This is a genomic window from Pseudoalteromonas sp. SR43-2, from assembly GCF_014163885.1.
In the GTDB taxonomy this organism is placed as follows: domain Bacteria; phylum Pseudomonadota; class Gammaproteobacteria; order Enterobacterales; family Alteromonadaceae; genus Pseudoalteromonas; species Pseudoalteromonas distincta.
The window spans coordinates 192,743-217,482 of record NZ_JACJED010000002.1; the positions used below are offsets into that span (position 1 = coordinate 192,743).

General features: G+C 39.7%; 19 protein-coding genes, 1 pseudogene and 1 riboswitch. Of the genes and pseudogenes, 14 read left to right on the top strand and 6 right to left on the bottom strand.

Translation table 11 applies throughout. From position 1 onward, the window contains the following. Nucleotides 1-51: 51 nt before the first annotated feature. Nucleotides 52-1,374: a sodium-dependent transporter gene (locus H5120_RS02490; RefSeq protein ID WP_007375800.1), complete on the bottom strand. Its 1,323-nt coding sequence runs from the start codon at nt 1,372-1,374 to the stop codon at nt 52-54. Nucleotides 1,375-1,515: 141 nt separating this feature from the next. Between H5120_RS02490 and H5120_RS02495 the strand changes: the two genes are divergently transcribed. Beyond that, nucleotides 1,516-2,274 (top strand): 4'-phosphopantetheinyl transferase superfamily protein, encoded by a 759-nt coding sequence (locus H5120_RS02495; RefSeq protein WP_182673493.1) that lies wholly within the window; start codon nt 1,516-1,518, stop codon nt 2,272-2,274. Between the two features lie 33 nt (nt 2,275-2,307). Here the strand turns inward: H5120_RS02495 and lysC are convergent, their stop codons facing one another. Together lysC and nhaD are read right to left on the bottom strand one after the other, a co-directional pair. Beyond that, on the bottom strand, nt 2,308-3,711 hold the full coding sequence (gene lysC / locus H5120_RS02500; RefSeq protein ID WP_182673494.1) for a lysine-sensitive aspartokinase 3: 1,404 nt from the start codon (nt 3,709-3,711) through the stop codon (nt 2,308-2,310). 75 nt (nt 3,712-3,786) lie between these two features. After that, nucleotides 3,787-3,959: riboswitch (Lysine riboswitch) on the bottom strand. Between the two features lie 101 nt (nt 3,960-4,060). Beyond that, nucleotides 4,061-5,308, bottom strand: a complete 1,248-nt coding sequence (nhaD, locus tag H5120_RS02505) for a sodium:proton antiporter NhaD (RefSeq protein ID WP_101217585.1) — start codon at nt 5,306-5,308, stop codon at nt 4,061-4,063. A gap of 222 nt (nt 5,309-5,530) precedes the next feature. Here nhaD and H5120_RS02510 point away from each other — a divergent pair, with 222 nt between their 5' ends. The 5 genes from H5120_RS02510 (at nt 5,531) to H5120_RS02530 (ending at nt 11,278) form a co-directional block, all read left to right on the top strand. Beyond that, the gene (locus tag H5120_RS02510; RefSeq protein ID WP_182673495.1) at nt 5,531-6,802 is read left to right on the top strand and encodes a hypothetical protein; all 1,272 of its coding nucleotides are present in this window, start codon (nt 5,531-5,533) and stop codon (nt 6,800-6,802) included. A 3-nt stretch (nt 6,803-6,805) separates the two neighbouring features. Further along, a complete protein-coding gene (locus H5120_RS02515) occupies nt 6,806-7,354 on the top strand; it encodes a condensin complex protein MksE (protein WP_024605891.1) in 549 nt (182 codons plus the stop codon). Then, nucleotides 7,351-10,128 carry an ATPase gene (locus H5120_RS02520; RefSeq protein ID WP_182673496.1) on the top strand — a complete coding sequence of 926 codons (2,778 nt, stop codon included), beginning with the start codon at nt 7,351-7,353 and terminating at the stop codon, nt 10,126-10,128. Before H5120_RS02515 ends, H5120_RS02520 begins: the two co-directional genes overlap by 4 nt. 108 nt (nt 10,129-10,236) lie before the next feature. Continuing rightward, entirely contained in the window at nt 10,237-10,788 is a 552-nt protein-coding gene (locus tag H5120_RS02525) for a DUF4136 domain-containing protein (RefSeq protein ID WP_024595193.1), read from the top strand. Nucleotides 10,789-10,912: 124 nt separating this feature from the next. Next, the gene (locus H5120_RS02530) at nt 10,913-11,278 is read left to right on the top strand and encodes a hypothetical protein (protein ID WP_182671694.1); all 366 of its coding nucleotides are present in this window, start codon (nt 10,913-10,915) and stop codon (nt 11,276-11,278) included. Nucleotides 11,279-11,284: 6 nt separating this feature from the next. On the opposite strand, the gene H5120_RS02535 is transcribed toward H5120_RS02530, so the two are convergent. Next, on the bottom strand, nt 11,285-11,776 hold the full coding sequence (locus tag H5120_RS02535; protein ID WP_182673497.1) for a peptide-methionine (S)-S-oxide reductase: 492 nt from the start codon (nt 11,774-11,776) through the stop codon (nt 11,285-11,287). Between the two features lie 340 nt (nt 11,777-12,116). Between H5120_RS02535 and H5120_RS02540 the strand changes: the two genes are divergently transcribed. Then, the gene (locus tag H5120_RS02540) at nt 12,117-13,967 is read left to right on the top strand and encodes a TonB-dependent siderophore receptor (protein ID WP_182673498.1); all 1,851 of its coding nucleotides are present in this window, start codon (nt 12,117-12,119) and stop codon (nt 13,965-13,967) included. A 383-nt stretch (nt 13,968-14,350) separates the two neighbouring features. On the opposite strand, the gene H5120_RS02545 is transcribed toward H5120_RS02540, so the two are convergent. Further along, nucleotides 14,351-14,614 carry a YkgJ family cysteine cluster protein gene (locus tag H5120_RS02545; protein ID WP_008134548.1) on the bottom strand — a complete coding sequence of 88 codons (264 nt, stop codon included), beginning with the start codon at nt 14,612-14,614 and terminating at the stop codon, nt 14,351-14,353. 169 nt (nt 14,615-14,783) lie between these two features. Between H5120_RS02545 and H5120_RS02550 the strand changes: the two genes are divergently transcribed. The 5 genes from H5120_RS02550 (at nt 14,784) to H5120_RS02570 (ending at nt 21,513) form a co-directional block, all read left to right on the top strand. Then, nucleotides 14,784-15,962 (top strand): efflux RND transporter periplasmic adaptor subunit, encoded by a 1,179-nt coding sequence (locus H5120_RS02550; RefSeq protein WP_182673499.1) that lies wholly within the window; start codon nt 14,784-14,786, stop codon nt 15,960-15,962. A 2-nt stretch (nt 15,963-15,964) separates the two neighbouring features. Further along, entirely contained in the window at nt 15,965-19,114 is a 3,150-nt protein-coding gene (locus H5120_RS02555) for an efflux RND transporter permease subunit (protein WP_182673500.1), read from the top strand. A 141-nt stretch (nt 19,115-19,255) separates the two neighbouring features. Continuing rightward, the gene (locus H5120_RS02560; RefSeq protein ID WP_133120253.1) at nt 19,256-19,435 is read left to right on the top strand and encodes a hypothetical protein; all 180 of its coding nucleotides are present in this window, start codon (nt 19,256-19,258) and stop codon (nt 19,433-19,435) included. 124 nt (nt 19,436-19,559) lie between these two features. Beyond that, complete coding sequence (locus tag H5120_RS02565) at nt 19,560-20,516, top strand: hypothetical protein (protein ID WP_182673501.1); 957 nt, start codon at nt 19,560-19,562, stop codon at nt 20,514-20,516. A gap of 106 nt (nt 20,517-20,622) precedes the next feature. Further along, nucleotides 20,623-21,513, top strand: coding sequence for a dienelactone hydrolase family protein (locus H5120_RS02570; protein ID WP_182673502.1), 891 nt, complete (start codon nt 20,623-20,625; stop codon nt 21,511-21,513). A gap of 55 nt (nt 21,514-21,568) precedes the next feature. On the opposite strand, the gene H5120_RS02575 is transcribed toward H5120_RS02570, so the two are convergent. After that, nucleotides 21,569-22,504: a LysR family transcriptional regulator gene (locus H5120_RS02575; protein WP_182673503.1), complete on the bottom strand. Its 936-nt coding sequence runs from the start codon at nt 22,502-22,504 to the stop codon at nt 21,569-21,571. Between the two features lie 133 nt (nt 22,505-22,637). On the opposite strand from H5120_RS02575, the pseudogene H5120_RS02580 reads away from it, so the two are divergent. Then, nucleotides 22,638-23,662, top strand: a pseudogene (locus H5120_RS02580) (zinc-binding alcohol dehydrogenase family protein). A 344-nt stretch (nt 23,663-24,006) separates the two neighbouring features. Beyond that, entirely contained in the window at nt 24,007-24,663 is a 657-nt protein-coding gene (locus H5120_RS02585) for a nitroreductase family protein (protein WP_004335410.1), read from the top strand. Nucleotides 24,664-24,740: the final 77 nt, after the last annotated feature.

Here is a 24,740-nt window from a genome sequence, read left to right on the forward strand (position 1 = left end):
TAAGGTGAGCCCTATTCGCTTTTTTGTTTAATAATTTACTTTAAGCAGAGCTTAGCCAAATGCGACGTTTGCAAATACTAAGGTCATTAATATTGGGCAAACAAAACGAATATACTGAGCAAACCAGTAATGTACGCCGGTTGTTGCTTGGTGTAATTTATTACCACGCTGCCACATCCAACCTACCGTAATAAAGTAAAATAAACCCATAAGCGGTAGTTGGTATTGGGTGAATAGCATAATTACTAAGCCAAATAACCAATCAAAATTTAATATAATTGCGCTTGCACATACAAGTACAACGGCGCTCACTGCCCATGTTGCTTTGGTGCGACTAACGTTATGGTTTTCGACTAAAAACGCTACCGGAATTTCAGTGGTCGATATAGTTGACGTAACCGATGCGATAGACATTAATACAAAAAACAATAAACCAACTAATAGGCCAATTTCGCCCATGGTGCTAAATAGCTCAGGTAAAATAGCAAAAATAAGTTGCCCTTCGCCAATCAGTTTACCGCCACTAAATACTTCAACACCGTTGTGTTGCGCCACATAAATAGCAGGAATAATGAGTAACCCAGCTAAAAAAGCAACGCCAGTATCAAGTAGTGCAACACCTGCTGTGAGCTTTGGTAAATTAGCATCTGGTTGTAAATACGAGCCATAAATCATCATACAGCCCACACCTAGTGAGAGCGAAAAAAACGCTTGCCCCATTGCCGCAATAATTAAATTAGGGTCGAGTATTTGGCTAAAATCAGGAATTAAATACGCAGCAAAGCCTTCGCTTGCGCCATCGAGTGTTGCAATGTAGGCAATTAAACCAACAAGCAGCACAAGCAACAGTGGCATTAAACGGCGCGACCAGGTTTCGATTCCCGATTTAACCCCTTTTAAAATAATACTGGCTGTTAAAATAAGCATAAGCGGCGTAAATACAAAATTACGCAGCACTGAGTCGCTATGTAAAAATTCGCTTGCGCCTGTGAAACCTAAAAAGGTTGTTATGGGTTCAATAGCGTACGAAAGCATCCACCCTGCCACTATTGAATAAAAACTTAGCATAACAACTGCGCCCGCAAGACCTATGTAACCGGCTGCTGCACCTACTTTACGGCTAGTGTTTTGCCATGCGTCGCCCAATGCTTTTACCGGGTTGGCTTGTGCTTTGTGACCTAAATAAAGTTCGGTATACAGCGCAGGTAGCGCAAGTAAAAATATAACAATAAAATAAACCAGTAAAAAAGCACCGCCGCCATGGTTGGCCGCTTGCGTAGGAAAACCCCAAATATTACCCAAACCCACTGCTGCGCCAGCAGCGGCTAAAACAAAACCAAGTCGGCTTTGAAACCCATCACGCACTTGTGCCATACATCTACAAATCTGTTATTATTTTGATTATTGTGAATTAAACCATATTTCATGCCAGCTGAGTAATAAAATTGTACCCAGCCTTTGTTAGTGGCGCTAACCGCTCACAATATCAGCGACTTCTTTTGCTTTAGGGCTTTTATGACTGAACACTATTTTAAAAACGCCTTGAGTATTACTTCAACTCAATTGGCAAATTTGTCTTTAGCGAGTAACAGCATTTTATTATTTAATGCTAAAACACTTGAGCTTAGTGACTTTAATTTGCCCGATTGCTTAAGCCCGTTTGAGTTAAACATTATAAACCGCCGTAAAAGCCCACAAGCTAAGCAAGAGTATTTAGCTACGCGGTTATTGTTAAAACACCTTATTAAAGTAACGCAGCCGCAACATGCTCACGTAGCCCTTAATAAAATGAGTACCGAATTTGACGAAGCAAGCTCAAAGCTGCAAATACATGTGAGTGGTGATGTTATTAATACCTGTATTTCACACTCGCATGGTTTAGTTGGGGTCGCGCTAAATTTTGATAGAAGTGAGTTTGGTTTTGATATTGAAAAAGTAAGCCTAAAGCGCCCGTTTGAAAAGCTTGCTAAGCATTTTTATCATAATGATGAAATTACACTTATCACTGAGCCTACTAATACCCAAGTCCAAGCAGATACATTTTTTAGAATTTGGACATTAAAAGAGTCACTTGCTAAAGCCACCAGCCGCCCTATTGCAAAATTACTTAGCCCTAATGTGTTTGACGAATTAAATAGTGCAAAGCTGAGTGCTTGCAGTAATCGCGTTACTGTAGTTGATAGCAGTGACAGTAATGCTTGTTTTGATGTGAGTGTGGTGCATAAAAAAAGCACCGACTGGCGATGCTTTTTATTAAATGACTTTATTAACTGATTTTACTAGTTAATTTCCCTGAATAACGATTACTTACGCAACAAAATCATTTTCTAATAAACGGCTATGAATAGACTGTACTACGTTATCTGACTCAGTTTGCTCTACTAAAAAGCACAGGTTGTGCTTACTAGCACCGTGACAAATTAATCGAATGTTAAAGTCTTTTAGTACACTCATTAAGTTCATTTCGTGTTGGCGTAATTGAATCTCAGAGCCAATAAGTGCCACCAATGTTAGGTTGTTTTCTACCGAAACATGACAAAACTCTGCAAGCTTATCTAGGCATTCTTGATCAAGCTCTGGGCGCGAGGCGTTTTGCGCGTTATCAAGCGTTATAGCTACACTGATTTCTGATGTGGTTACCAAATCTACCGATATATTGTATTCACTTAATAGTGTAAATACGCGTGCTAAAAAGCCGCTTGCTAGTAGCATTTCTGGGCTTTTAAGCGTAAGCAATATTTGGTTTTTACGTTGCGTTACTGCGCGTATACCTGGTTGCTGCGATTTTTCGCGCTCAATCCACGTACCGCCACGCTCTGGCTCGCGGCTAGAACCTACAAACACGTTAATGTGGCTACGGCTTGCTGGTAAAATAGTTGCTGGGTGTAATACTTTTGCGCCAAAGGTTGCCATTTCAGCGGCTTCGTCAAAACTTAAGCGTGCAATAGGCGTCGCTTTTGCGCACAAACGCGGGTCGGTGCTAAAAATGCCCACTACATCGGTCCAAATATGCACACTTTTAGCGTTAATTGCTTCAGCTAGTAATGCAGCGCTGTAGTCAGAACCACCACGCCCTAGCGTTGTGGTTTGACCGTATTCGTCACTACCAATAAATCCCTGAGTTACAATTACTTGAGCGTCTAACAGCGGAATTAAATGTTCTTTAGCGGCTTGCGCTGTGGCTGCAACATTGGGCGTTGCTTTGCCAAATTGACTGTCGGTTTTAAGCACCTTGCGGACATCAAAGCGATCGGCATTTAAACCTTGTAAACGCAGTACCTGAGCAAACAAATACGACGATAAACGCTCACCAAAGCTAAGTAGCTCGTCGTGTTGCTGATCGGTTGTTAGTGGCTCTTGAGCCAATGTTTGAAATGCTTTTAGGGTTTCGTTAAAGCCAACCGCTAAATCGGCATCTAGCGATAATTCATCTAAAATAGTTTGTTGAATAGCAAGAACGCCGTTTATGTGTTCTTGGCGCTCACTAGGAGTAATGCTTGATTTACACAGTGCAACTAAGTGATTAGTTACGCCGGCACTGGCGCTCACGGCAACAATACGTACGCTTTTATCTGCAACAATAATTTCGCTACAGCGACTCATCGCTTCAAAATTTGCAACACTGGTTCCGCCAAATTTGGCAACGATGTAATCTGATTTTGCGCTTAACTCTGTTTGAGGCACTGTTTGTGGCGCTGATACGGTAGTCATTTAGTCTCCTTTCGCGGTATCCAAACCGCAATAAAACAAGAAGAACTTGGCAAAGGAATGCTTGAAGATAAGTCCACTGCCAGAAGCTCTCCACCTATATTGGTGACAGTTTTGAGGATTCAGCCCCATAAACCGAAAAACAATGACGACGTACCATTGTTTTCCTCGGCGAGTACTTCCCTCCTTAATGATCATCGGCTTTCGTCGCCTAACATTAAGTACCTAAGTATCGCACCTCTTCTGAATGCTTTATTAACCAGTGGCTAATAAAACAAAACCCCACTAAGTAGCGGGGCTTTGAAAGTTATCGTTTAGACGTCTAGCTGTCAAGCATTTAATAATTTATGAGTTAAATAAAACTGCCCATGTAATACGAGCCCGCATATCCAACCGTGTAACAAATTAATAAATGCAGCGATAAACGCAAGTAGCTCATAAAGGTAAGCGCTTTAACTTTACTCATGGCAATAATGCCCGCAGCCGAACCAATAATAAGCATTGAACCGCCCACGCCCGTTGCATACGTAAACGACAACCAGTGTTGTTGACTCATTACTATATTGGCTTTTAATAATGCAGCGGTAAGCGGTACGTTATCGACCCCTGCTGATAATATGCCCATTAAGTAGTTTGCGTATTCTGGTGCCATTACCGTGTATAGGTCGGTAAATTTACTCAACATACCAATTTCTTTAAGTGCGCCTACAAGTAAAAGTACACCTACAAAAAACAATAATGTGTCGTATTCTATATCGCGAACAAAATCGATTATGTCTTTGTTTATGTCTTTTTTGCGCATTAAAAATTGCGCCACTAAAAACATCACTGATAAGCCAAACAAAAAGGTTAATAAAGGCGGTACGCTGTAAATTACACTCAACGTAAGTGTGCTCACTACAGTAGATAAAAATATAACAGCAATAGTTATGTCGGTTTTTTCAATGCGGGTTTTACCTGCACTAGCAAACTCAACACGCCCTTTCATACCTATAGACAGTAACGCAGCAAGCAGCATAACGCTTGCAAGTGCTGGCGCTATAAGTAGTAATAAATGAGCAATGGTTACTTTGCCATCTAAAAATATCATTAGTGTGGTTACGTCACCTGTTATTAGCGATACCCCACCTGAGTTCACTCCAAACACAATAAGCGTGGCGTATTTAACGAGCTTTTTAGGTTCAAGCTTTAACGACATAACAACCGCAAGCGATATAAGCGTCGCTGTTACGTTATCTGAAATCGACGAAAACAAAAACGCAAAACCACCCACCAAAAACATGAGCTTTTTTTCGCTAATACTTTTTGGCATAACACGGTGCACAATATTTTCTATAAACCCCTTTGAATTTAAATACGCTACAAAGGTCATTGCAGCCATTAAAAATAGCCATAATGAGGCAATTTCTAAAATATTTTCATTTAAGAGGTGTTGAATCGTGTCGGGACTTTGCCCGTGTAGAGGGTATATAAAAAGAAGAATCCAGCAAAGCGTACCAAAAAACAGCGTGGTTTTAGCTTTATTGACATGGATTATATCTTCTATAACGATCAGTAAAAATGCAATCGCTATCAGGGTTAGAATAATCGAGGAAACCATGGTAGTTAAACAACCTTTGATATAGTTTTAAAGAACACACAAATAACATTCCATTTCATGTGCCTATTTTCGGCGCGAATTTTAGCACTGCCTCTATGCAAAAACTATTATTAAATGGTCTTAAAAACGAATACTATATACAAACAAGATTAATTAAAAATACGTAATAATGAGTCTTCTAAAAGAACTCAATAATAAAATACTAGGATGTTGTAACCCCATATGATCCCAGCTAAAAAGCTGCTAAACACCATAACCGAACATTGGGGTGTATTAGAGCTATTATTTAAACGTTTTAAAATGGCTGACTTTAGCCTAAAAGACGTACAAAACGCGATTAAGCAAAAGCAGCCTACGTGGTCAAACGAACGCATTTATAAAGAAACAAATCGTTTGTTAAACCAAGATATTTTAATTCCACTGGCTAAATCCTCTCAGCTTGAAATAAATCGTGCTATTGCTGATTTTGCTACTTTTTTACTACAAGAAGAGCATTTAGGTTTAGCGCAAGAAATTAGCGTATTAGTAGAGGACCTTGCTCGTTTAGGTAACCGCCTAGATAACGCTGGCGAAATAGAAGACTTTGACGACTTACGCCGCTACAGCCGCATTATGGATGATCGGGTGCGTAAAATAATGAAGCTCTATACGCACAACGAAAACGCTATTTTAAACATTGTGGAACAAGCCAAATCAAATAATGCAGTGCAATCGCTGCAAAAGCGTTATAAAGCGGTAATAGAAGCCTTTGACGAATACATAGAGCCAATGCTTGAAATGGTTGATATTCGTGGTGAGTTTCATGCATGTTTTACCCTTATTGAAGAGCAAATAAGTAAGCAAGTACTGCACATTGAGCGCTCAGGTAAAGCGTATAACGACAAACGTATGCTGGAGCAATTACGTACCCGTATACTCGAAATGCATTTAGTGGGTAGAGAAAGCTTACGTAAAAGTGCCGATATGCTTATGCCACTACGTGAGGAGCTACGCCGTAATAACTTAATTACTCGCCAAGCAGCCAAAGTACTTGGGCTGGTACGTAAAAATGGCGTAGACAATATGCTAAGTGCTGTACAGCCACATTTTGTAAGCGACGCGCAGCGATATTCACTTGGTCAGCAACGCCATATTGTGGCTTACATGGCAAGCTTGGTTGAATTTGAACACGAAGAATACCAATTGCCTGACCAGCAAGACGTGCCTGCATTTGTTACGCCTAATATTCCTGACTACAACGATGTTAAAACCAGCTTTGCTAAGCGCTTTAATAAAAAACGCAAAAAGCCGCAGCCCTTGCTGCAATTTTTAGACGAAAGCTATCCAGATCTCGATGCCGACGAAATGCTATTTTTGTATCAAAAATTGGTCAGCGACAGCGATATTAAAATAATTCAAAGCGATGAAAAAGCCCGCGTAAAAATTGCCGGTCAGCACTTTTCTTTATATCCATTTAATTCAGAGCCTCAGCCAGATCCAAAGGCAGGTAAATAAACCATGACACACATAAACTTAGACGAGCTAACTCATCTACAAGCCATTAATAAAAAATTAGTAGCGGGTTATCACATTTGCGAGCAAGACAACGTAATGTGGCAAGAGCTTGACCAACACATAGAAGACTACACCGCCCTATTTACCGCCCTAGGTAACGATTTAAAACACGACAGCCGTGGCTTTTATTATTTTGGTAGCGACGAAAGCACACCCAATATGGGCAAAATATCTCGCGCTATCGCACTCACCATTTACATTTTAATTGAGCACTACGCCAATACGGGTAAAGATCCAATGCGCGCATTGTTTGACGACGTAAACGATTTAGAGCTTATGCAAACGCTGGTGCAAATTAACAAACATTTGTTTGATCAGCTTGAGATATTTTCGGGATCAGACCTACGTAAAGACGTTTACCTGCGCATGGTGCGCTTAGGTTTAGCCCGTGAAGTAGAAGGCGGCTTTATGCTACAAGCGCCAATTCACCGCTACATAGATGCACTCATGGAAGTAAACGAAGAAACCTACATTACAGAGGACGAGGAATGAAAAATCTATACGGACTAAGCAAACTCGCCCTACTTAACACCGCAGGCTATGCAAAATGTGTGATCCCGCTTGATAAAAGCAGCTCTATTTGCGCGCCCAATAACACAGGTAAAAGCTCGGTTATTAACGCCCTGCAGTTCCCGCTTATTAACGATTTACGCTTAACAGAATGGGATGGACACGATTTAGATGAAACTCGTAAGTTTTATTTTTCATCCGATCAGTCGTACATTTTACTAGAAGCTAACTTGCCTCATGGCTCGGTAGTAATAGGCGTGGCAGGCCTTGGTAAAATTGCCGGTTACGCGCATCAGTACTTTTGTTATCAAGGAAAGCTTGATTTAGAGCAGTACACGCAAGGTAAAACTATTATTAAATTTACCAAGCTGTTCAACCATTTAAAATCGCTTAACTACAACCCTATTGAGCTTAAAGCACAAGAGTTAAACGCGCTATTGACTGGCGGCGCAACGCCTTTTGACGGCGACATTAACCTAAAAATGATCCCGCTTAACAATGTCCAAGACTCCTCTATTTATAAAGAAATATTTAGACGTATTCTTAACTTACACAAATTAGGCGCAAGCGACGTAAAACGCTTTATGCTACGCGTTTTTGAACGCCATATGTCGAACTCTAAGGTCGATTTTTATGAAGTATGGCGTCGCTCGTTTGATAAAGTAAATCGCTCAAAACGCGAATTAAAAGCCCTTGAGTCAATGCAAGAGCCAATAGCCGCGCTTGAATCAATGCTTGAAAACCAAACTGTGCTTAAAGGTAAATTAGCCGCATACGCACCTAAAATTGACCAAGCACTGATTGATTTTGATACCTATCAAGAATCGCAACTTAATGAGTTGGGCATTGCGCTTGAAGATATAGAGCACGAAAAACACGAGTTTGAGCAAAAACAAAGCCTATACGTACAGCAATCGCGTGATATAGAACGCAGACAAACTCAAATTGAGCAGTGGTTTTTAGATTACGATGCGCTTAAAAGCGAGTTTGAACTGGTAAATAAAGCCACGCTTAAAACCAGCCTGACTCAATTAAAGCAAGATTACGAGTCGCTTTCGCACTCTATAACCAGCGCACAAGGGCAAAGCCTACACACGCTTGACTACCGCATTAGCGAAACACAAAAACAAATTAAGAGCTTAAAGCTACAACTTAAAAACCTTGAGTTTAATTTGTTTACCCGTATGCGCGAAGACCTCTCGTTAAAAGAAGTAGAGGAAATATCGCGGATTTTAAACCCTGATATTCTCTCGTTTGCGACCACCACTAATGGCGATATAACCATTGATGACGAAGACGCGTTTGGGGAATTTTTATCGCTGTTAAGTGAAAACGTTAAAGGCGGCGTATTAACGCTACCAGGTGCGAGCATTAAGCTTAAAAAGCTCTCGCCTGTGCAAATGCAAAGCGGCGAAAACAAAGAGCAATTAACCGCTCAGTTAAATGCTCTTGAGCATTCACTTAAAGAGTTTAAGCAACAGCGCGATGTTGCTGCAAACGTTGCCGACAAGCAAAAAGAGAAAGACGCGTTATACGATGAGCTTATGAGCGCAGAAAGCGCCCTAAAACGTTTAGAGCAGTTTGAGGTAATGCAGCAGTCGGTTGAAGCACAAGCCATGCTAAAAGAGCAGTTATTAGCTGAGCGCGAACAAGTTGACGACTACCTGCAAGATATTCAAAAAAATAGTGGCTCAATTGCCGATCGTCGCTCGTTAATTAAATCGAAACAAGAGCAAATTAATCGCCAAACTGAGCGCCTGCGCCAAGTTAAGAGCGAGCGAATTGATCACACGCTTGATTTATACAGCGGTAAAGTAACCCCGTATATGATTGATATTACAGTCGACTTTGATAACTTAAGCGACCTTGTTCATCATTTTAATAAAGACTGCCAAGAGCTGCGTAATTTTGACATAAACGTGCGTAACACCTATTTGCATGTATATAACGCAGGTATTACTAAATTCGACAACGAAAACGATGAATACACTAAATACCAAAAGCTAATAAGCGCCTTTCATAATATTGATAACGAACGCGATGCTGTTGAACGTCAAGCACGTGTTGCGCTTACCGAAGTGGCTGCAACTATTAAAGGCTTGCGAGAAGATTTAGACCGCCTTCGCCGCGAAATGAACAGCTTTAATAAAGGCATAAGCCAGCACCGAATTTCAAACCTGCAAGCGTTTAAAATTAACGTAATACCGCGCAAAATGCTGGTGGATAGTATAGATACTATTATCAGCACGTCGCATCAGTTTGAACAAGGCGACACACTTGATTTACTGAGCCAAGAACCGTACAGCGAAAGCGCGGTAAACGAAGCAAAAGATCACTTAATTAAACTCGCATCAGATAAAGCGGGTTTAACACTTACCGATTTATTTGATATTCGATTTGAAGTAGTTAACCGCGCAGGTGAAACCGAACACTTTGAAAAAATAGATTCGGCGGGTTCAAACGGCACACGTATTACGATTAAATTATTGTGTGGCATGTTGTTTATTCGTTACTTATTAAGCGATCAGGAACAAAACCTATACCGTATACCTATTTACATAGATGAAGCGGCCGACATTGACCCGCAGAATCAAAAAGCGATTATAGAAACCGCACTAAGCTTTGGTTTTGTGCCTATATTTGCCTCAGTTAAGCCACAAATAAGTTGTGACTACATTGTGCCGATTCGTTCAGTAAAAGACGGTGCACAAAACTGGGTAGATGAAAAAGATTGGATTGAAGTTGAACACAATTAATTGGCCGTTAAGGCAAACCAACTAAACTAAAATATAGGACGTTTAAATAATACACATTTAAACGATGTGTGTTATTTTAAGTTAATGCATTTTATTGGAGCAAACGTAATGAAAAATATACTTATTGTTGCAGCGCTAGCACTACTTACAGCCTGTACACAAACCCCTGATTGGGATTACGATAAATCAGCCAACTTTAGTAATTTTAAAACATTTGCTTGGGTAGAAAACGCCAGCCTAACTAAAGACACAAATAACTACCAAATTAATGGCCTAATGGAAAAACGTGTTCGCACTGCCGTTAACGCAGAACTGAGCCAAACACTAGGTATGAGCTTAGTTGATGCAGCAAATGCTGATGTACTTGTTAACTATCATGCATCGGTAGATAAAGAGCTTGAAGTAGATACATTTAATGTAAACTACCGCCCGCATTGGGGTTATTGGGGTACTGGTTTTCAACGTGATACAACCGCGCGTGAATACGAAGTGGGTACACTGATCATTGATATTGTGGATCGTGAATCTAACCAGCTAGTATGGCGCGGCGCAAAAGAAGGCCGATTAAAGAAAAACCAATCGCCAGAACAACGTGAAGCATCAATTAATAAAACAGTGAGCGAAATATTAAGTAACTTCCCGCCGCAAAAGCAGCAGTAAGTTAAATTTTGCTACAAGTAAGTTTTAAAAAAGCTCACGTAATGTGAGCTTTTTTGTATATAGATCACAGTACTCAAAACTAATACTAGGTCTGAAAGTTAATTAATCTATATTTTTGGTAAGCATGAAACGGTCAAATAATCAAAAAACAAAAAAGAAGCCAAAAATAAAACACGCTAATATTAGTAATACCAGAATGTTATTAAATCAAATAGCATTCTCCTTGTTTTCTTTTTCTTTAGGGCTATTGCTTATAATAATAACGGTCAAATCTATATACGACGGTTATGTTCATACACCAACAGATTATCGAGTTGAATCTGATGTCTATTTTTTATCGACCTCTCCATTTTCTTATCTTTTTAACCTTCTTTTTTACTTAGGGGGTGGGATCTTTTTTTTAGTGCTACCTTATTTAAGTAGAGATATGTTCCCTCGTAAAAAAGAGAAAAAGCTAAACAAAAAAGCTCAAAGAAAAAATAAACAATAGTTTTCATTAACTCGTTTTGTACTTATGCAGTAACTCGAGCGGTATATGGCAGTAATCATCAGGGTGATTAGTTAGTCGGTCTTGATGCTCAGGATCGCTTGGCACGTAGTTAGTTAGCAGCTCTACCCCTACCACAATTTTATCGGCATCACTGCGCTTATTTATATAATTGCTTGCTGCATCTAAATGGCTTTGGTTTTTGCTATAAATGGCAGTGCGGTATTTAGGGCCTACGTCATCCCCTTGTTTATTAATGCTATATGGGTCAATAATTTCAAAAAAGCAATCATACAGCTTATTTAGGCTAACGACTTTTAAATCAAAAATTACTTTTACGCATTCGGCATAACCATCGTATTCGCCGTCAGTGGTTTTGCTTGTACCATTAGCGCGCCCTGCTTCAGTGCTTATTACGCCTGGTAAGTGCTTTAAAAACTCTTGTACGCCCCACAGGCAGCCACCAGCAAAGTAAATAGTATTATATTCTTTAGTATCCATTATAAATGTTACCTAATAAGTAATTATACCGATTGCATTAAAATAGTGTTCTATTATAGCGCCAAGAAAATAGCGCAATAACAAGGCGAAAATTATGACATATAGTTGTTCTATATAAATAATTTTTAACGCAGTGAGTGCGCTATTTAATACGATAGAATAACCATGTTTTTAATAAAGTCGGTATTACGTAAATGGTTATCAAATGCAGTTATTAACAAATTAATGTACAATCGCGCACAAAATGACTGCTGTTACATTTAGTTATTTTATCATGCTCAAATATAAGCTTTGAAATTAATTGTAACCGCAGCTACAAATAAAAAATGATGAGAAACACATGAATCGCACACCACACATTATAATACCTGCAATATTATGCAGCGTTACTGCATTTGCCAATGCTAATACGCTATCTGATGAGTCGGCAATCGAGAAAATAACGGTTGAGGCCTCACCCACTGCAAATAAGTTGCCAGTAGGTACATTCGACTCGCCTATTTCTAATTTAGAGTACGACCCACGTGTTGATTTGCAGTCGCGTAATATGGCTGAGGCGCAAGCTGATGTAACTATTCGTGGTGGGATTTTTGAAAACACAGGTTTTAGAGTAGGAAGCGCTACCCTCCTTGACCCGCAATCTGGGCATTATTTTGCTGAAATACCTATTGCACCACAAATGCTAACCGGCCCAGATGTTTTAACCGGTGCTGATAACGCACTGTTCGGTATGAACAGCTCTGTAGGTACAGTTTCGTTTGGTTGGAAACCAATTATTACTGGCGGTAGTGTATCGCTTGGTACTGGCACAAACGACTTTAACCTGCAAAGTATTCACGCTGCTAAAAACACACAACTTGATAGCTTAACTAACTATACTCTGGGCTTTGAAGGTGAGTACTCTCATTCACAAAGTGATGGAACAATAGATTCTGGCGATCATGACTTTTCGCGCGCCTCAGCACGCGTGCAATTAGCAAGCGAACACAGCCAAACAGATTTGTTTTTTGGCTCGCAAGATAAGTTTTTTGGCTGGCCTAACTTGTACACCCCTTTTGGCGTTAACGAAACTGAAGATTTAGAAACCCGCCTTTGGATGCTTAACCACAAGCAAAGCTACGCTGATAACAGTCACTTTGAAGTATCTGCTTATTATCGTACCCATGACGATCACTATATTTACTCGCGCGAAAATCCAAGTGCATTTGAAGCTTTTCATAAAAGCGAAGTTAAATCGCTTGGACTTTCAGGTCGTCATGAACAAAGCGATGCACTGGCAATAAATTACTCTGCACAATTTATAGATGACTCTATTGAATCAACAACACTTGAAAACAACTTTACTTCACGAAAGTATTATAAGCTGAGTATATTGCCTGAATACACAATAGCGCTAAAAAACCAACAACTTACCTTTCGTTTAGGCGCAGCTTACGACGATACAAATCGTGATGACGCTGAAGTATCAGCTATTGGTGATATAACCTTAAACACCCAAAATAGTGACGGCACAGCGCAAACTATTTATTTATCATACGCAGAGGCGAGTCAAGTTGCAGGCTACACAGCCATTGGCGGCAGCGATTCTGGGGGATTATTTAGAAGTAATTACAATCTTGAGCGCGAAACCACTTCAAACTTAGAGCTAGGTTTATTACTTGAAGAACAAAGCTGGCAGTTAAATTCGGCTATTTTTTATCGAAAAGATAATAACTTAACCGATTGGACCTTTAATTTTGATTCAACTTCAGCGCGCTTTGCAAACCCAGTTGATATTGATACTGCAGGGGTTGAATTTTTAGCGACTAAGCACTTTGATACAGCAAAACTTATAGCAAGCTACACCTATTTACATAAATCAGAAAACTACGGCGCAGCCGATATTGATGCCAGCTTTTACGCGTTAAACTTTCCTGATCACCGTTTAACACTTGGCGCTGTGTACAACCCAACTGATATTTTAGAATTTAGAATAGATAACGAATGGCGTACACAACACAAAAATTCACTTAGAAACGGCAATGACAACGCGTTATTTACCCAGCTAACGCTTAAAATAACGCCGCCACAGTTGAGTAATTTATTTATCACCTTAGCGGCAGATAACTTATGGGATGAGTCGTTTGAAGAAATACCAGGTACACCAGGGCGCGGTGAGCAATATACGTTAAGCGCAACGTATAGCTGGTAGAAAATAAAGCCAGCGTTTACGAACTCAATTTATACTTTGGTTTGTAAACGCTGTGTTTATTTATATAAAAGTGCAGTTTTTAGGAAAAAAATATTACACAAAGAAAAAAGAATTAGGAGTAAATGAGAAAAACAAAAGCCAACTATTACTTTAAATTAATCTCCTCCTCTAAAAGCGCAGCGCCTCCTCCCCTCTTTGTGAATAAATCACTTTTACATGCTTTGCCCGTAACGTAAGCAAGCTTCACGTCTACAAAACAGACACAAACCTACACTTTGGCGGTAAACGCAGAGCTTGCTCGCGTGAAAAGCACAGCTTTTAATGACTTAAAATAAATACTCACTAATAGATAAGTGTAAATATATGTGTATTTTGACAGCTCACTAAGTGAGCTCTTCGAGCTCTGTAATAAGCGCTAGGGCTTGTGCATTTGTTGACCCGCACACATCAAATGTGGCGCTAAAATCGCTACATACTTTTGGTCGACTTTCATCACCAAATAACTTACATAAATTACGTTCGTCCAGCTGAATACAACGCTCTCCGGCTTTTTTACCATTTGGCATACCTGGAATAGGCGAACTAATACTTGGCGCAATACAACATGCGCCGCAGCCTAGCCTGCAATTCATCGATTCGGTTTTCATAATTTCCTCTGTATAAAAAACGCTTACTTTAATTTCTTTTTCGGGACGTAATTAGTCGCATAGTGAGCTGTAACACACACATGTAATGCTTTGTTACATCTTAAAACAGCTTGTAAACACTTTATTGCGTATTATTGCTCTGTCACCACCAATTATGAAGGAATGCCTTGTGGCTACTACAAAACAAATAATACTCCCAATCGCTGTTTTAGCAGGCGGTATTGCTTTAGCTTTCGCCTTTATGGCAATGAAAAAACCACCCGAAGAAAAGCCAAAGCAAGATTTACGTCCTTTAGTAGCAACACAACGCGTACTTTTAGATTCTATAACGCTCGATGTTAAATCGTACGGCATTGTTAAACCAAAGTATCGTACCGAGCTAATAGCACAAGTTAGCGGGCAAGTTATTTCGGTATCAGATCAATTTGTTGAAGGCGCGTTTGTAAAGCAAGGCGATATTTTAGCACGAATTGATGCAAATGATTACGAGGCAGACTTTATTGAAGCGCAAGCGGGTTTAGCACAAGCAAGCTCAGCACTTGAAATAGAACGCGCGCAAGCACATGTCGCTCAAGCTGAATGGGAGCGCATTAAGTCAGACTCAAGCGACGCTATCGCATCAGAACTTTATTTACGAAAACCACAGCTGGCAGAAAAATTAGCGCGTTATCGCTCTGCTCAAGCAAGTGTTAAGCGTGCTAGCCGCAATCTTGAGCGTACTTATATTAAAGCCCCTTATGATGCCATTATTAATGAGCGCACAATTAGCTTGGGTTCAGTAGTAAACCCAGGTAATAGTTTTGGCGCACTAAGCGCAACCTCAGTTGCAGAGGTACGTTTACCGGTTGCCGATCAAGAACTGCAATATTTAAAAAATGGCGGCGTAGGCTCAAATGTTATATTTAACGCAGAATACGCAGGTAAACAAACAATGTGGCAAGCCAAAGTAATTCGCACCGAAGGTGTGGTTGATCAAACAAGCCGCATGAGCTATTTGGTAGCACAACTTGCAACACCTTATGGCGACAAAACACGCCCTCTTCGTTTTGGCTCATACATTAACGCTACCATTGAAGGTCGCCCGCTTGATAACGCAATTATTGTTGCCCACCACTTAGTTAAAGATAATAAAATTGTAATTTTAAATGACGATTTAACATTGTCGTTTAAAACCCTCAATATTATACGCGAACAAAACGGCATGATTATAGCCAGCCAAGGGTTAAACAATGGCGAGCAAATTGTTACCTCAGCGCTTGAATACCCAACTGAAGGTATGGCAGTAAAAATTGAAGATATTGCGCCTGATAAAACTGATGTAACTCAACTTGCGCTGAAAGAGGAATAATCATGAACACTCGTGAAACAGGGTTAATAGCATGGTTTGCCCGAAATCCCGTTGCAGCCAACCTACTAATGATATTTATATTAGTGGGCGGTATTTTAATGGCGATGACCATTCGCAAACAAATGTTCCCACAGTTTGAAAGCAACTGGATAAGCGTACAAGCAGTTTACCCAGGTGCAGCCCCGCAAGAGGTTGAAGAAGGCATAACCATAAAAGTTGAGGAAAACCTCGAAGGTATTGAAGGCATTAAACGCCTAATTACTTACTCTAACCGTGGTTTTTCACAAGCCTGGATTGAAATAGAAGAACAATACAATCCACAAGAAGTACTTGATGAAATTAAAGTACAAGTTGATTCAATAAACACCTTTCCTGCAGGGATGGAACGCCCTGTTGTGCGCCGCGATAAATTTGAGCAAGAAGTAATGATACTCGCGCTTTACGGCGACATGAGTAACTACCAGTTAAAAGAGCTTGGCAACGATATAAAAGACGAGTTACAAGCACTGCCTCACGTTAACCTTGTTAATTTTAACGGCGGCTTAGAATACGAAATTGGTATAGAAGTCAGCCCTGATAAACTACGCGAGTACGGATTAACATTTAGAGATATTGCAGGCGCCGTGCAAAACTTTTCGGCAAATATGTCGGCGGGGCAAATACGCTCTGAAAATGGTTATATTTCGATGCGTGTTGAAAAACAAGCCTACCGTGGTTTTGAGTTTGAAAAACTGCCACTTATTACCCTTGCTGATGGCGCACAAATTTATTTAGGCGATGTTGCAACTATTAATGATGGCTTTGAAGAAGGTCTACAATATTCAAAATATAATGGTAAAAATTCACTCTCGTTTGAAGTAAACGCATCAAAAGATCAAGACATTACCGATGTAGCAAAAGTACTTAAAAGCTACATGGCAACTAAAGAGCCACTTTTACCTGCAGGCGTTAAGCTCTCTCCTATTGTTGATTTAACTTACTACCTTGAAGGTCGACTCGATATGATGGTCGATAACATGATTTGGGGTGGCTTGTTAGTAATGATAGTGCTGGCACTATTTTTACCGCTACGCTTAGCATTTTGGGTAATGATGGGTTTACCGGTGTCTTTTCTGGGCGCCTTTTTGTTTATGCCTATTGGCTTTTTAGATGTAACAATTAACCTAGCCTCTCTTTTTGCCTTTATACTTGTACTCGGGATTGTTGTTGATGACGCCATAGTTGTGGGCGAGTCAGCCAGTGCCGAAATAGAAAAATACGGCCACACACTTGATAACGTTGTACGCGGTGTTAAACGCGTTGCGATGCCAGCAACCTTTGGTGTACTAACAACTATTGCGGCATTTTTACCTCAAACACTCGCAACCGGCCCTGGCGCTGCTTTTTCTAAGGCAATTGGTGGCGTTATTATTTTATGTTTGATTTTTTCACTCATTGAATCAAAACTAATTTTACCTGCGCATATTGCAGCAATGAACCCACGTAAACCAAATCCTAAAAATCCATTACATCGCTTACGTATGGTGATTGATAGTGGTTTAAAAGGCTTTGTGAATAACTACTACCTTCCTTTTGTTAGCCGCTGTATTCACTACCGCTATACCGTAATTGTTGGCTTTATGTGTTTGCTTATTGTAAGCGCAGGTATGTTTGCAGGTGGTTTAGTTAAGTTTGTACCAAACCCTAAAATACCGCACGACTTTCCGCGTATTGATATAGAAATGAACCTTGCCTCATCTGAGCAAGCAACGCTTGAAACCGCACGTAAAATAGAAAGCGTGTTGTTAAAGGTCGATCAGCAACTACAAGAGCAATACGGTAAACCGATGATCCGCGATTTATCGGTAAGCCTGCGCGGACGAACGCAAGCAAATATTATGGCCATTTTGGTAGAGCCTGACTTACGCCCTATCGATACCTTTGCCCTAAGTGCGTTATGGCGCGAGCAAATGCCCGCCCTACCAGGCATTAAAACCATGACCATTCAAGACAGTATAATGAATGGCGGTCGAGATGATGGCGACGTTAGCTTTAAACTTGAAGGCAAAAATGCTGACGAGCTAAAAGAAGTGGCTGGTAAATTAAAAGCCAAATTACAAACAATGGAAGGCGTTGGCGACGTAAACGATTCAATGCAAAGCGCTACCGACGAAGTGCAACTTGATTTAAAACCACTCGCTTACAGCATGGGATTAACGCTTGCTGATGTAGCGTCGCAAGTTAGCTTTAGTTACTACGGCTTAGAAGCGCAGCGAATATTGCGTGAAGGCGAAGAAATTAAAGTCATGATCCGCTACCCAGAAGACGAACGTAACTCAATAAGTGACATAGCAAGTGTGCGTATTATTACACCTACAGGCGCTGAAGTACCGCTAAGTGAAGTAGCCGAAGTTAAGCTGGTTGACGGTGTAAACCGTATTCGCCGCGAAAACTCTAAACGCACTGTAAACGTATGGGCTGCGGTAAATACCGACCAAGCCGAACCATTTGCAATTGCTGAGGAAATTCGTGACGAATACTTACCAACATTACTTAAAAGCTACCCTGGCGTTACAAGTGATGTAGCTGGGCGCATTCAAGAAGAAATGGATAGCGCTTCAGAACAGCTTCGTGATTTTGGTATATCAATGATGATTATATTTGCCTTGTTAGCGATTCCGCTTCGCTCATACTCGCAGCCACTTATTATAATGTCGGTTATTCCGTTTGGTGTAGTGGGCGCGATGTTTGGCCATATGATTTTAGGTATGACTATGAGCAGCTTATCTATGTTTGGCATTATTGCTGTAGCGGGTGTGGTCGTAAATGACTCCCTCGTTATGGTTGATTTTGTAAATAAAGCCCGCGCCGAAGGTGTTGCAATTAAAGATGCAGTAGTACAAGCCGGTGCTCGTCGCTTTAGAGCGATATTACTCACCTCAATCACTACCTTTATTGGTGTAATGCCAATTATTTTTGAAACGAGTTTACAAGCTAAAATTGTTATCCCAATGGCTGTATCACTTGCTTTTGGTGTGTTATTTGCCACAGTAATTACACTGATACTTATACCGTGCCAGTATGTTGCACTAGAAGATGCTAAACGATTAGTACGTAAAATGCGTGGCAAGCCACCACTAGTAGATGCCCAACCAGCGCCTACTAATAGCTAAATTAAGTAACATCCCAACCAAAAAAGCTCGGCATATTATGCCGAGCTTTTTATTTTTAGCTTAAAAATGATATTCACCTATTTGCCAAGTCTTTATCTTACTGATAGTTTGACTCTATAAATATAACCCTCAAAAGGAATAATGATGGGCACACTTCAACTTATTTTATTTATTGTATTTGCTGTACTAACCACAATTGGCTACAAAAAGAATAACCGCAACTTAATGCTATTAGGCGCCGTTGCAATATCGTTTGCGTTTGTAGGGCTCGACTTTTTAATCGGCGTAGATGAGGGCTTATCAGAGACTGGTTATGAATGAATTTACAAACCTAGGTAAGTTCACATTATTTAAATTCGTTGTATCTTATACTATGGAAGGTACTTAAAAGTTAGACACTTAAGGCTTTATTTTTACAAATTTTTGTATATAGGAAAGGAATCTAATGCGTTTTTTTATAGTTCTAATCTTGTCTTATGTTGCTCTTTTGAGCGGCTGTCAGCACTTTATTGCCAAGCAAATAACGAAGCCAGTTAAACCTGTTATTTTTGATAAAGCAGTTGTAGATAGCAATGTTTTGGGGAAGAAAACCCAACATTGTATAAGCAATAAACATTGTGTGGATTTTTTATACACCTCACCAACAATGTTTAATAATGGCACAGAAATTTCAACGGTTACACTCAATTTTGAATTAAAAATCGATTCTAAAATTAAAACGTTCGAAGAAAACTTAAATAACGAAAATAAGCACTCTGTTAAAAAAAATAATTTAATCGTTTTATTCCCAGGCTATGGTGTTGATTACACGATCTATGGCATGCAATCACGCTGGCTTGCTCATTTTACAGGAGCTGACGTTATTGTTGCACCTTCGCCTAACCAAAACGAACCATTTGATTTTGGTTTAGTAAACGCAAATATTGTGAGTGAATATATAAAGATACAAGAATATGAAAATATATCTCTTATTAGCTATTCAATGGGTGCAGTTGCGAGTAGTCACATAAAAACCAAGCTAAATATTGATAAACATATACTTATTGCTCCTATGATTAATTTTAAAACTGCATTAAATACTATTGCTAGGTTAACTCACCCTACTTATAGTATGTTTTTAGGTGATGATTATTTGAATGAAGTGGCTATTAAAATAATTGAAGAAAGTGGAGTTCCTGCTTACAAACTTAATCTATTCAATGCACTTAGCACACCTAGTTATTCTGAAAAAACTTACATACTTGCAAGTAATGCAGACAAAGTGAGTCCATATAATGGGTTGCTTACTCTTAATAATCCAAAAGTGAGCATTTATGAGATAAAAGATTTAAATCACCTTGAAATGGTTTCTTTAATATCCGCACAACAAAGGAATGTGCTCCTTTCCTTGCTTGACGGATAACTTTGGCAACAGTCCTAATAATTGAGAGAAATATTGCTCGTTTTTTATCCCTAATACGTTATGGTATTTAAATAATAAATAGACATAATAAAGTTAAGGAACAGCCATGAATACATCTCCCTCTGATCACATTCCTCAAGAAGCCTTTGATTGGTATGACGAATACGCCCACGGTTTAATGGACCGACGTACTTTTATGAAGAAACTCGGTGGCCTTGCTGCTCTTGGCTTTTCGATGGCTGTACTTACATCAGCATTATTACCTAATTACGCATTGGCTGAACAAGTGTCGTTTAATGACGTCGATATAACAGCAACGTACGAAGAATTCGATTCGCCAGACGGGCACGGTAAAGGCAAAGGTTACTTAGCAACCCCTAAAAACATAGAAGGCAAGCTTCCCGTTGTACTCGTGATACACGAAAACCGTGGATTAAACCCTTACGTAAAGGATGTAGCAAGACGCTTAGCTAAAGTCGGTTTTATTGCGTTTGCACCCGACGCGCTCTTTCCACTGGGTGGCTACCCTGGTAACGATGATGAAGGACGCGCTATGCAAAAAACCATGGATCGCGCTAAAATTCAAAACGATTTTGTTGCCGCAGCGCACTTTTTAAAATCGCATGCTAACAGTAACGGTAAATTAGGCGCTGTCGGTTTTTGTTTTGGTGGCTACATTGTTAATTATTTAGCGGCAGTAGATAGTAATTTAATCAGCGCTGGCGTGCCTTTTTACGGCACTCCCGCCAGTGAAAGTTTACGTAAAAATATTAAAGCACCGTTAATGATTCAATTAGGCGAGCTGGATAAACGTGTAAACGCGTCGTGGCCACAGTACGAACAAGATTTAAAAGCTAATAATGTTGAATACACTATGCATATGTATAAAGGGGCAAATCATGGTTTTCATAACGACTCGACGGGTCGCTATGATAAAGACAATGCCGAACTTGCATGGCAACGTACCGTTGAGTTTTTTAATAAAAAGCTAAGTTAGCGAATAAAAAATAATGCCACCAGATCTAAGCCGGTGGCACTATTAAGTAGACTAATTAGCTCAGTACGCTTTTATCAATAATTCCTTTCTTTACCAACTGCTGCAAAATAGCTTGGGATTTTGCTCTGCATGCATCACGTAGTAAACGCACCGCTGGGGTTATTGACTGCCTACTTGGGCAAATAAGCCAAAGTTCACCATTAACATGTTGATAATCTTGCATTACAGTAACCACCCTGTCATTGAGTAAATCATCGGCTATATCAAGGGCTGATTTTACAGCCAAGCCTTTACCCGCAACGCACCAGCGCCTTACTAAATCGCCATCGTTTGAGGCGCGCCTGCCATTCATTTTAACTTTATATTTTGACTCACCATCGGTGAATTCCCACGTATTATTTATAATATCCTGCAACTGATAAAACAAACCTTGATGCGACGCTAAATCATCGGGATGCATGGGAGCCCCGTTTTGTAAGAGATATTCGTCAGTTGCACATAACAAGCGCGGTACGTTACAAATTTTGAATCCATAAACGCTAGCATCATTAGGCGAGCCATAACGAAGCGCTATATCAACTGAGTCACGGTAAAAGTCGATATTACTATCACTTATATGCGTTCTTAAACTTAGCTTTGGATAAGTGTCCATGAGTTCATCAATCCATGGAATCACTAAGTTACGGCCTAAATCAGATGAAAGGGCAACGCGCAACTCCCCTTCAATTTCGTCGTGCTCACCTTTTAGATTCTGCTTTGCAAGCTCAAGTACAGCTAAAGCCTGCTCACATTGTGGTATGTAGCGCTCCCCAGCAGCCGATAACCTTAAATGACGTGTTGTACGAACAAACAGCTCACTACCAAGGGCTGCCTCAACACGTTTAATAGCAGCGCTTGCTGTGGCTGTACGCATATCTAACTTAGCAGCTGCGAGCGTAATACTTCTAAACTCAGCTACTTTTAAAATAAGTTTTAAATCTTCTATGTTCATATTATCTATTTATATTTGATAATGACCCAACAATTATGCGGTTTATCTATATTAAAGCAAGGTCTACTATCTATCCATCAGCTAGCCAAAGCATGGCTTGCACCTTATATGTAAACAAATTAGGACACTTATTATGAAAGCCATTGGTTATAAAAAATCTCTTCCTGTTTCTAATCCTGAATCGTTAATTGATGTTGAATTACCACAGCCAGTTGCAACAGGTCGTGATTTATTAATTAAAGTTAAAGCTATTGCAGTTAACCCTTCCGATTATAAAGTGCGCCTATATATGCCACCAACAAACGGTGAAGTAAAAGTAATTGGTTGGGATGCAGTTGGCGAAGTGGTTGCAACAGGTGAAGCTGTTACAGACTTTAAACCAGGTGATGCGGTTTATTACGCAGGTGATATTACTCGCCCAGGTAGTAATGCAGAATTCCATTAGTGGATGAGCGCATTGTAGGATTCAAACCGCAGAGCTTAAACGATGCTGAAGCTGCTGCATTACCCCTTACTGCAATAACAGCGTACGAGTTATTATTTGAGCATTTAAACATTGTAAAACAAGCAGCTGATGCAACAACAAAATCAGACGAAGTTATTTTAGTAACAGGTGCCGCAGGCGGCGTTGGTTCTATTTTTATTCAGCTTGCTAAAGCGATTACTGGTGCAACAGTGATTGCCACTGCATCGCGTGAAAGCTCACAGGCATGGGTTAAAAAACTAGGCGCAGATTATGTTGTTGATCATACAAAACCATTACCCGCTCAAATTGACGCATTAAACATTGACTCGGTAACACATGTAGCAAGTCTGCACAGTACTGATACTTACTTTGAAGCGTATACAGAGGTACTTGCACCATTTGGTAAAATTGCAATGATTGACGATCCTGAGTTATTAGATGTTAGTAAATTAAAAATGAAGAGCTTATCGCTACATTGGGAATTTATGTTTGCCCGCTCAATGTTTAATGCCAAAGATTTAATTGAGCAAAGCAAGTTATTAAATCATGTTGCTGAGTTAATTGATCAGGGCCATATTCAAACAACGATTGGTAAAAATTTAGGCACTATAAATGCGGCTAACCTGCGTATTGCACACGCAGAACTTGAAGAAGGTCGCTCTATTGGCAAAATAGTGTTGGAAGGTTTTTAATTCTATAAATACCAAATACGCGCTGCCTGAATTAATTGGTGTCTTCAACCAATATTTCGGGGTGGCTATGGCTGTATTTATATTTATTAAAGAAACTATTACCTAATAATATTTGATAATGATTCAACCATATACCTGTTTATCATATTGTAATAACCCACTACTATCCGTACCTAGCTATATTGATAGGCTTTACTTTACGTAGATATCAATTGAATTAAATAATTAGAGTGATTTAAAAACACGATATTATTTTTGTAATAAATTTTTAAAAGGGTTTGTTTTTACTAAAACTGACTCAACATAGTAAATACTGGTAAAACACCTACTCAATGGAGAAACTAATGACTCACCCTATTATTAATGACTTAGAAAAGCGTTACACAGCAAAACGTTACGATGCAACGAAACGTGTATCTCAAGACGATTTAGCCGTTATTTACGAAGCTATGCGCCTATCTCCATCATCTATTAACTCGCAGCCTTGGAAATTCATCGTAATTGAATCAGATGAAGCTAAAGAGCGTATGCATAGTACATTTGCTAATAAATTTGCGTTTAACCAGCCACATATTAAAACAGCTTCGCATATAATATTATTCGCTCACAATCCTAAATATACCCGCGATGACTACGCTCAAGTTATTGATGCAGATATTAAAAATGGCCGTACTAAAGCAGAAAATCGCGAACAAGCTTTTGGTGCTTATGCGTTTGTTGATATGAATACTGATGAGCAAGGCGTTAATGAAGAGTGGACTAAAGCACAAACTTACATTGCACTGGGTAACACTATGCATGCCGCTGCACGTTTAGGCATTGATTCAACCCCAATGGAAGGCGTAGATGCCGAGCTGATTGGCGAAGTCTTTGAAAAAGAACTTGATGGTTACGTATGCGACGTGGCATTAGTACTTGGCTATCATGATAGCGCTGAAGATTATAATGCTAAATTACCTAAATCTCGCTTAGCAAAAGAGCAAGTTATTCAGGTTTTATAAGTAATACGTTATAAACTTAAATGATAACAATATTAAAAAACCACTTATTTAAATAAGTGGTTTTTTTGCTTTAAAGC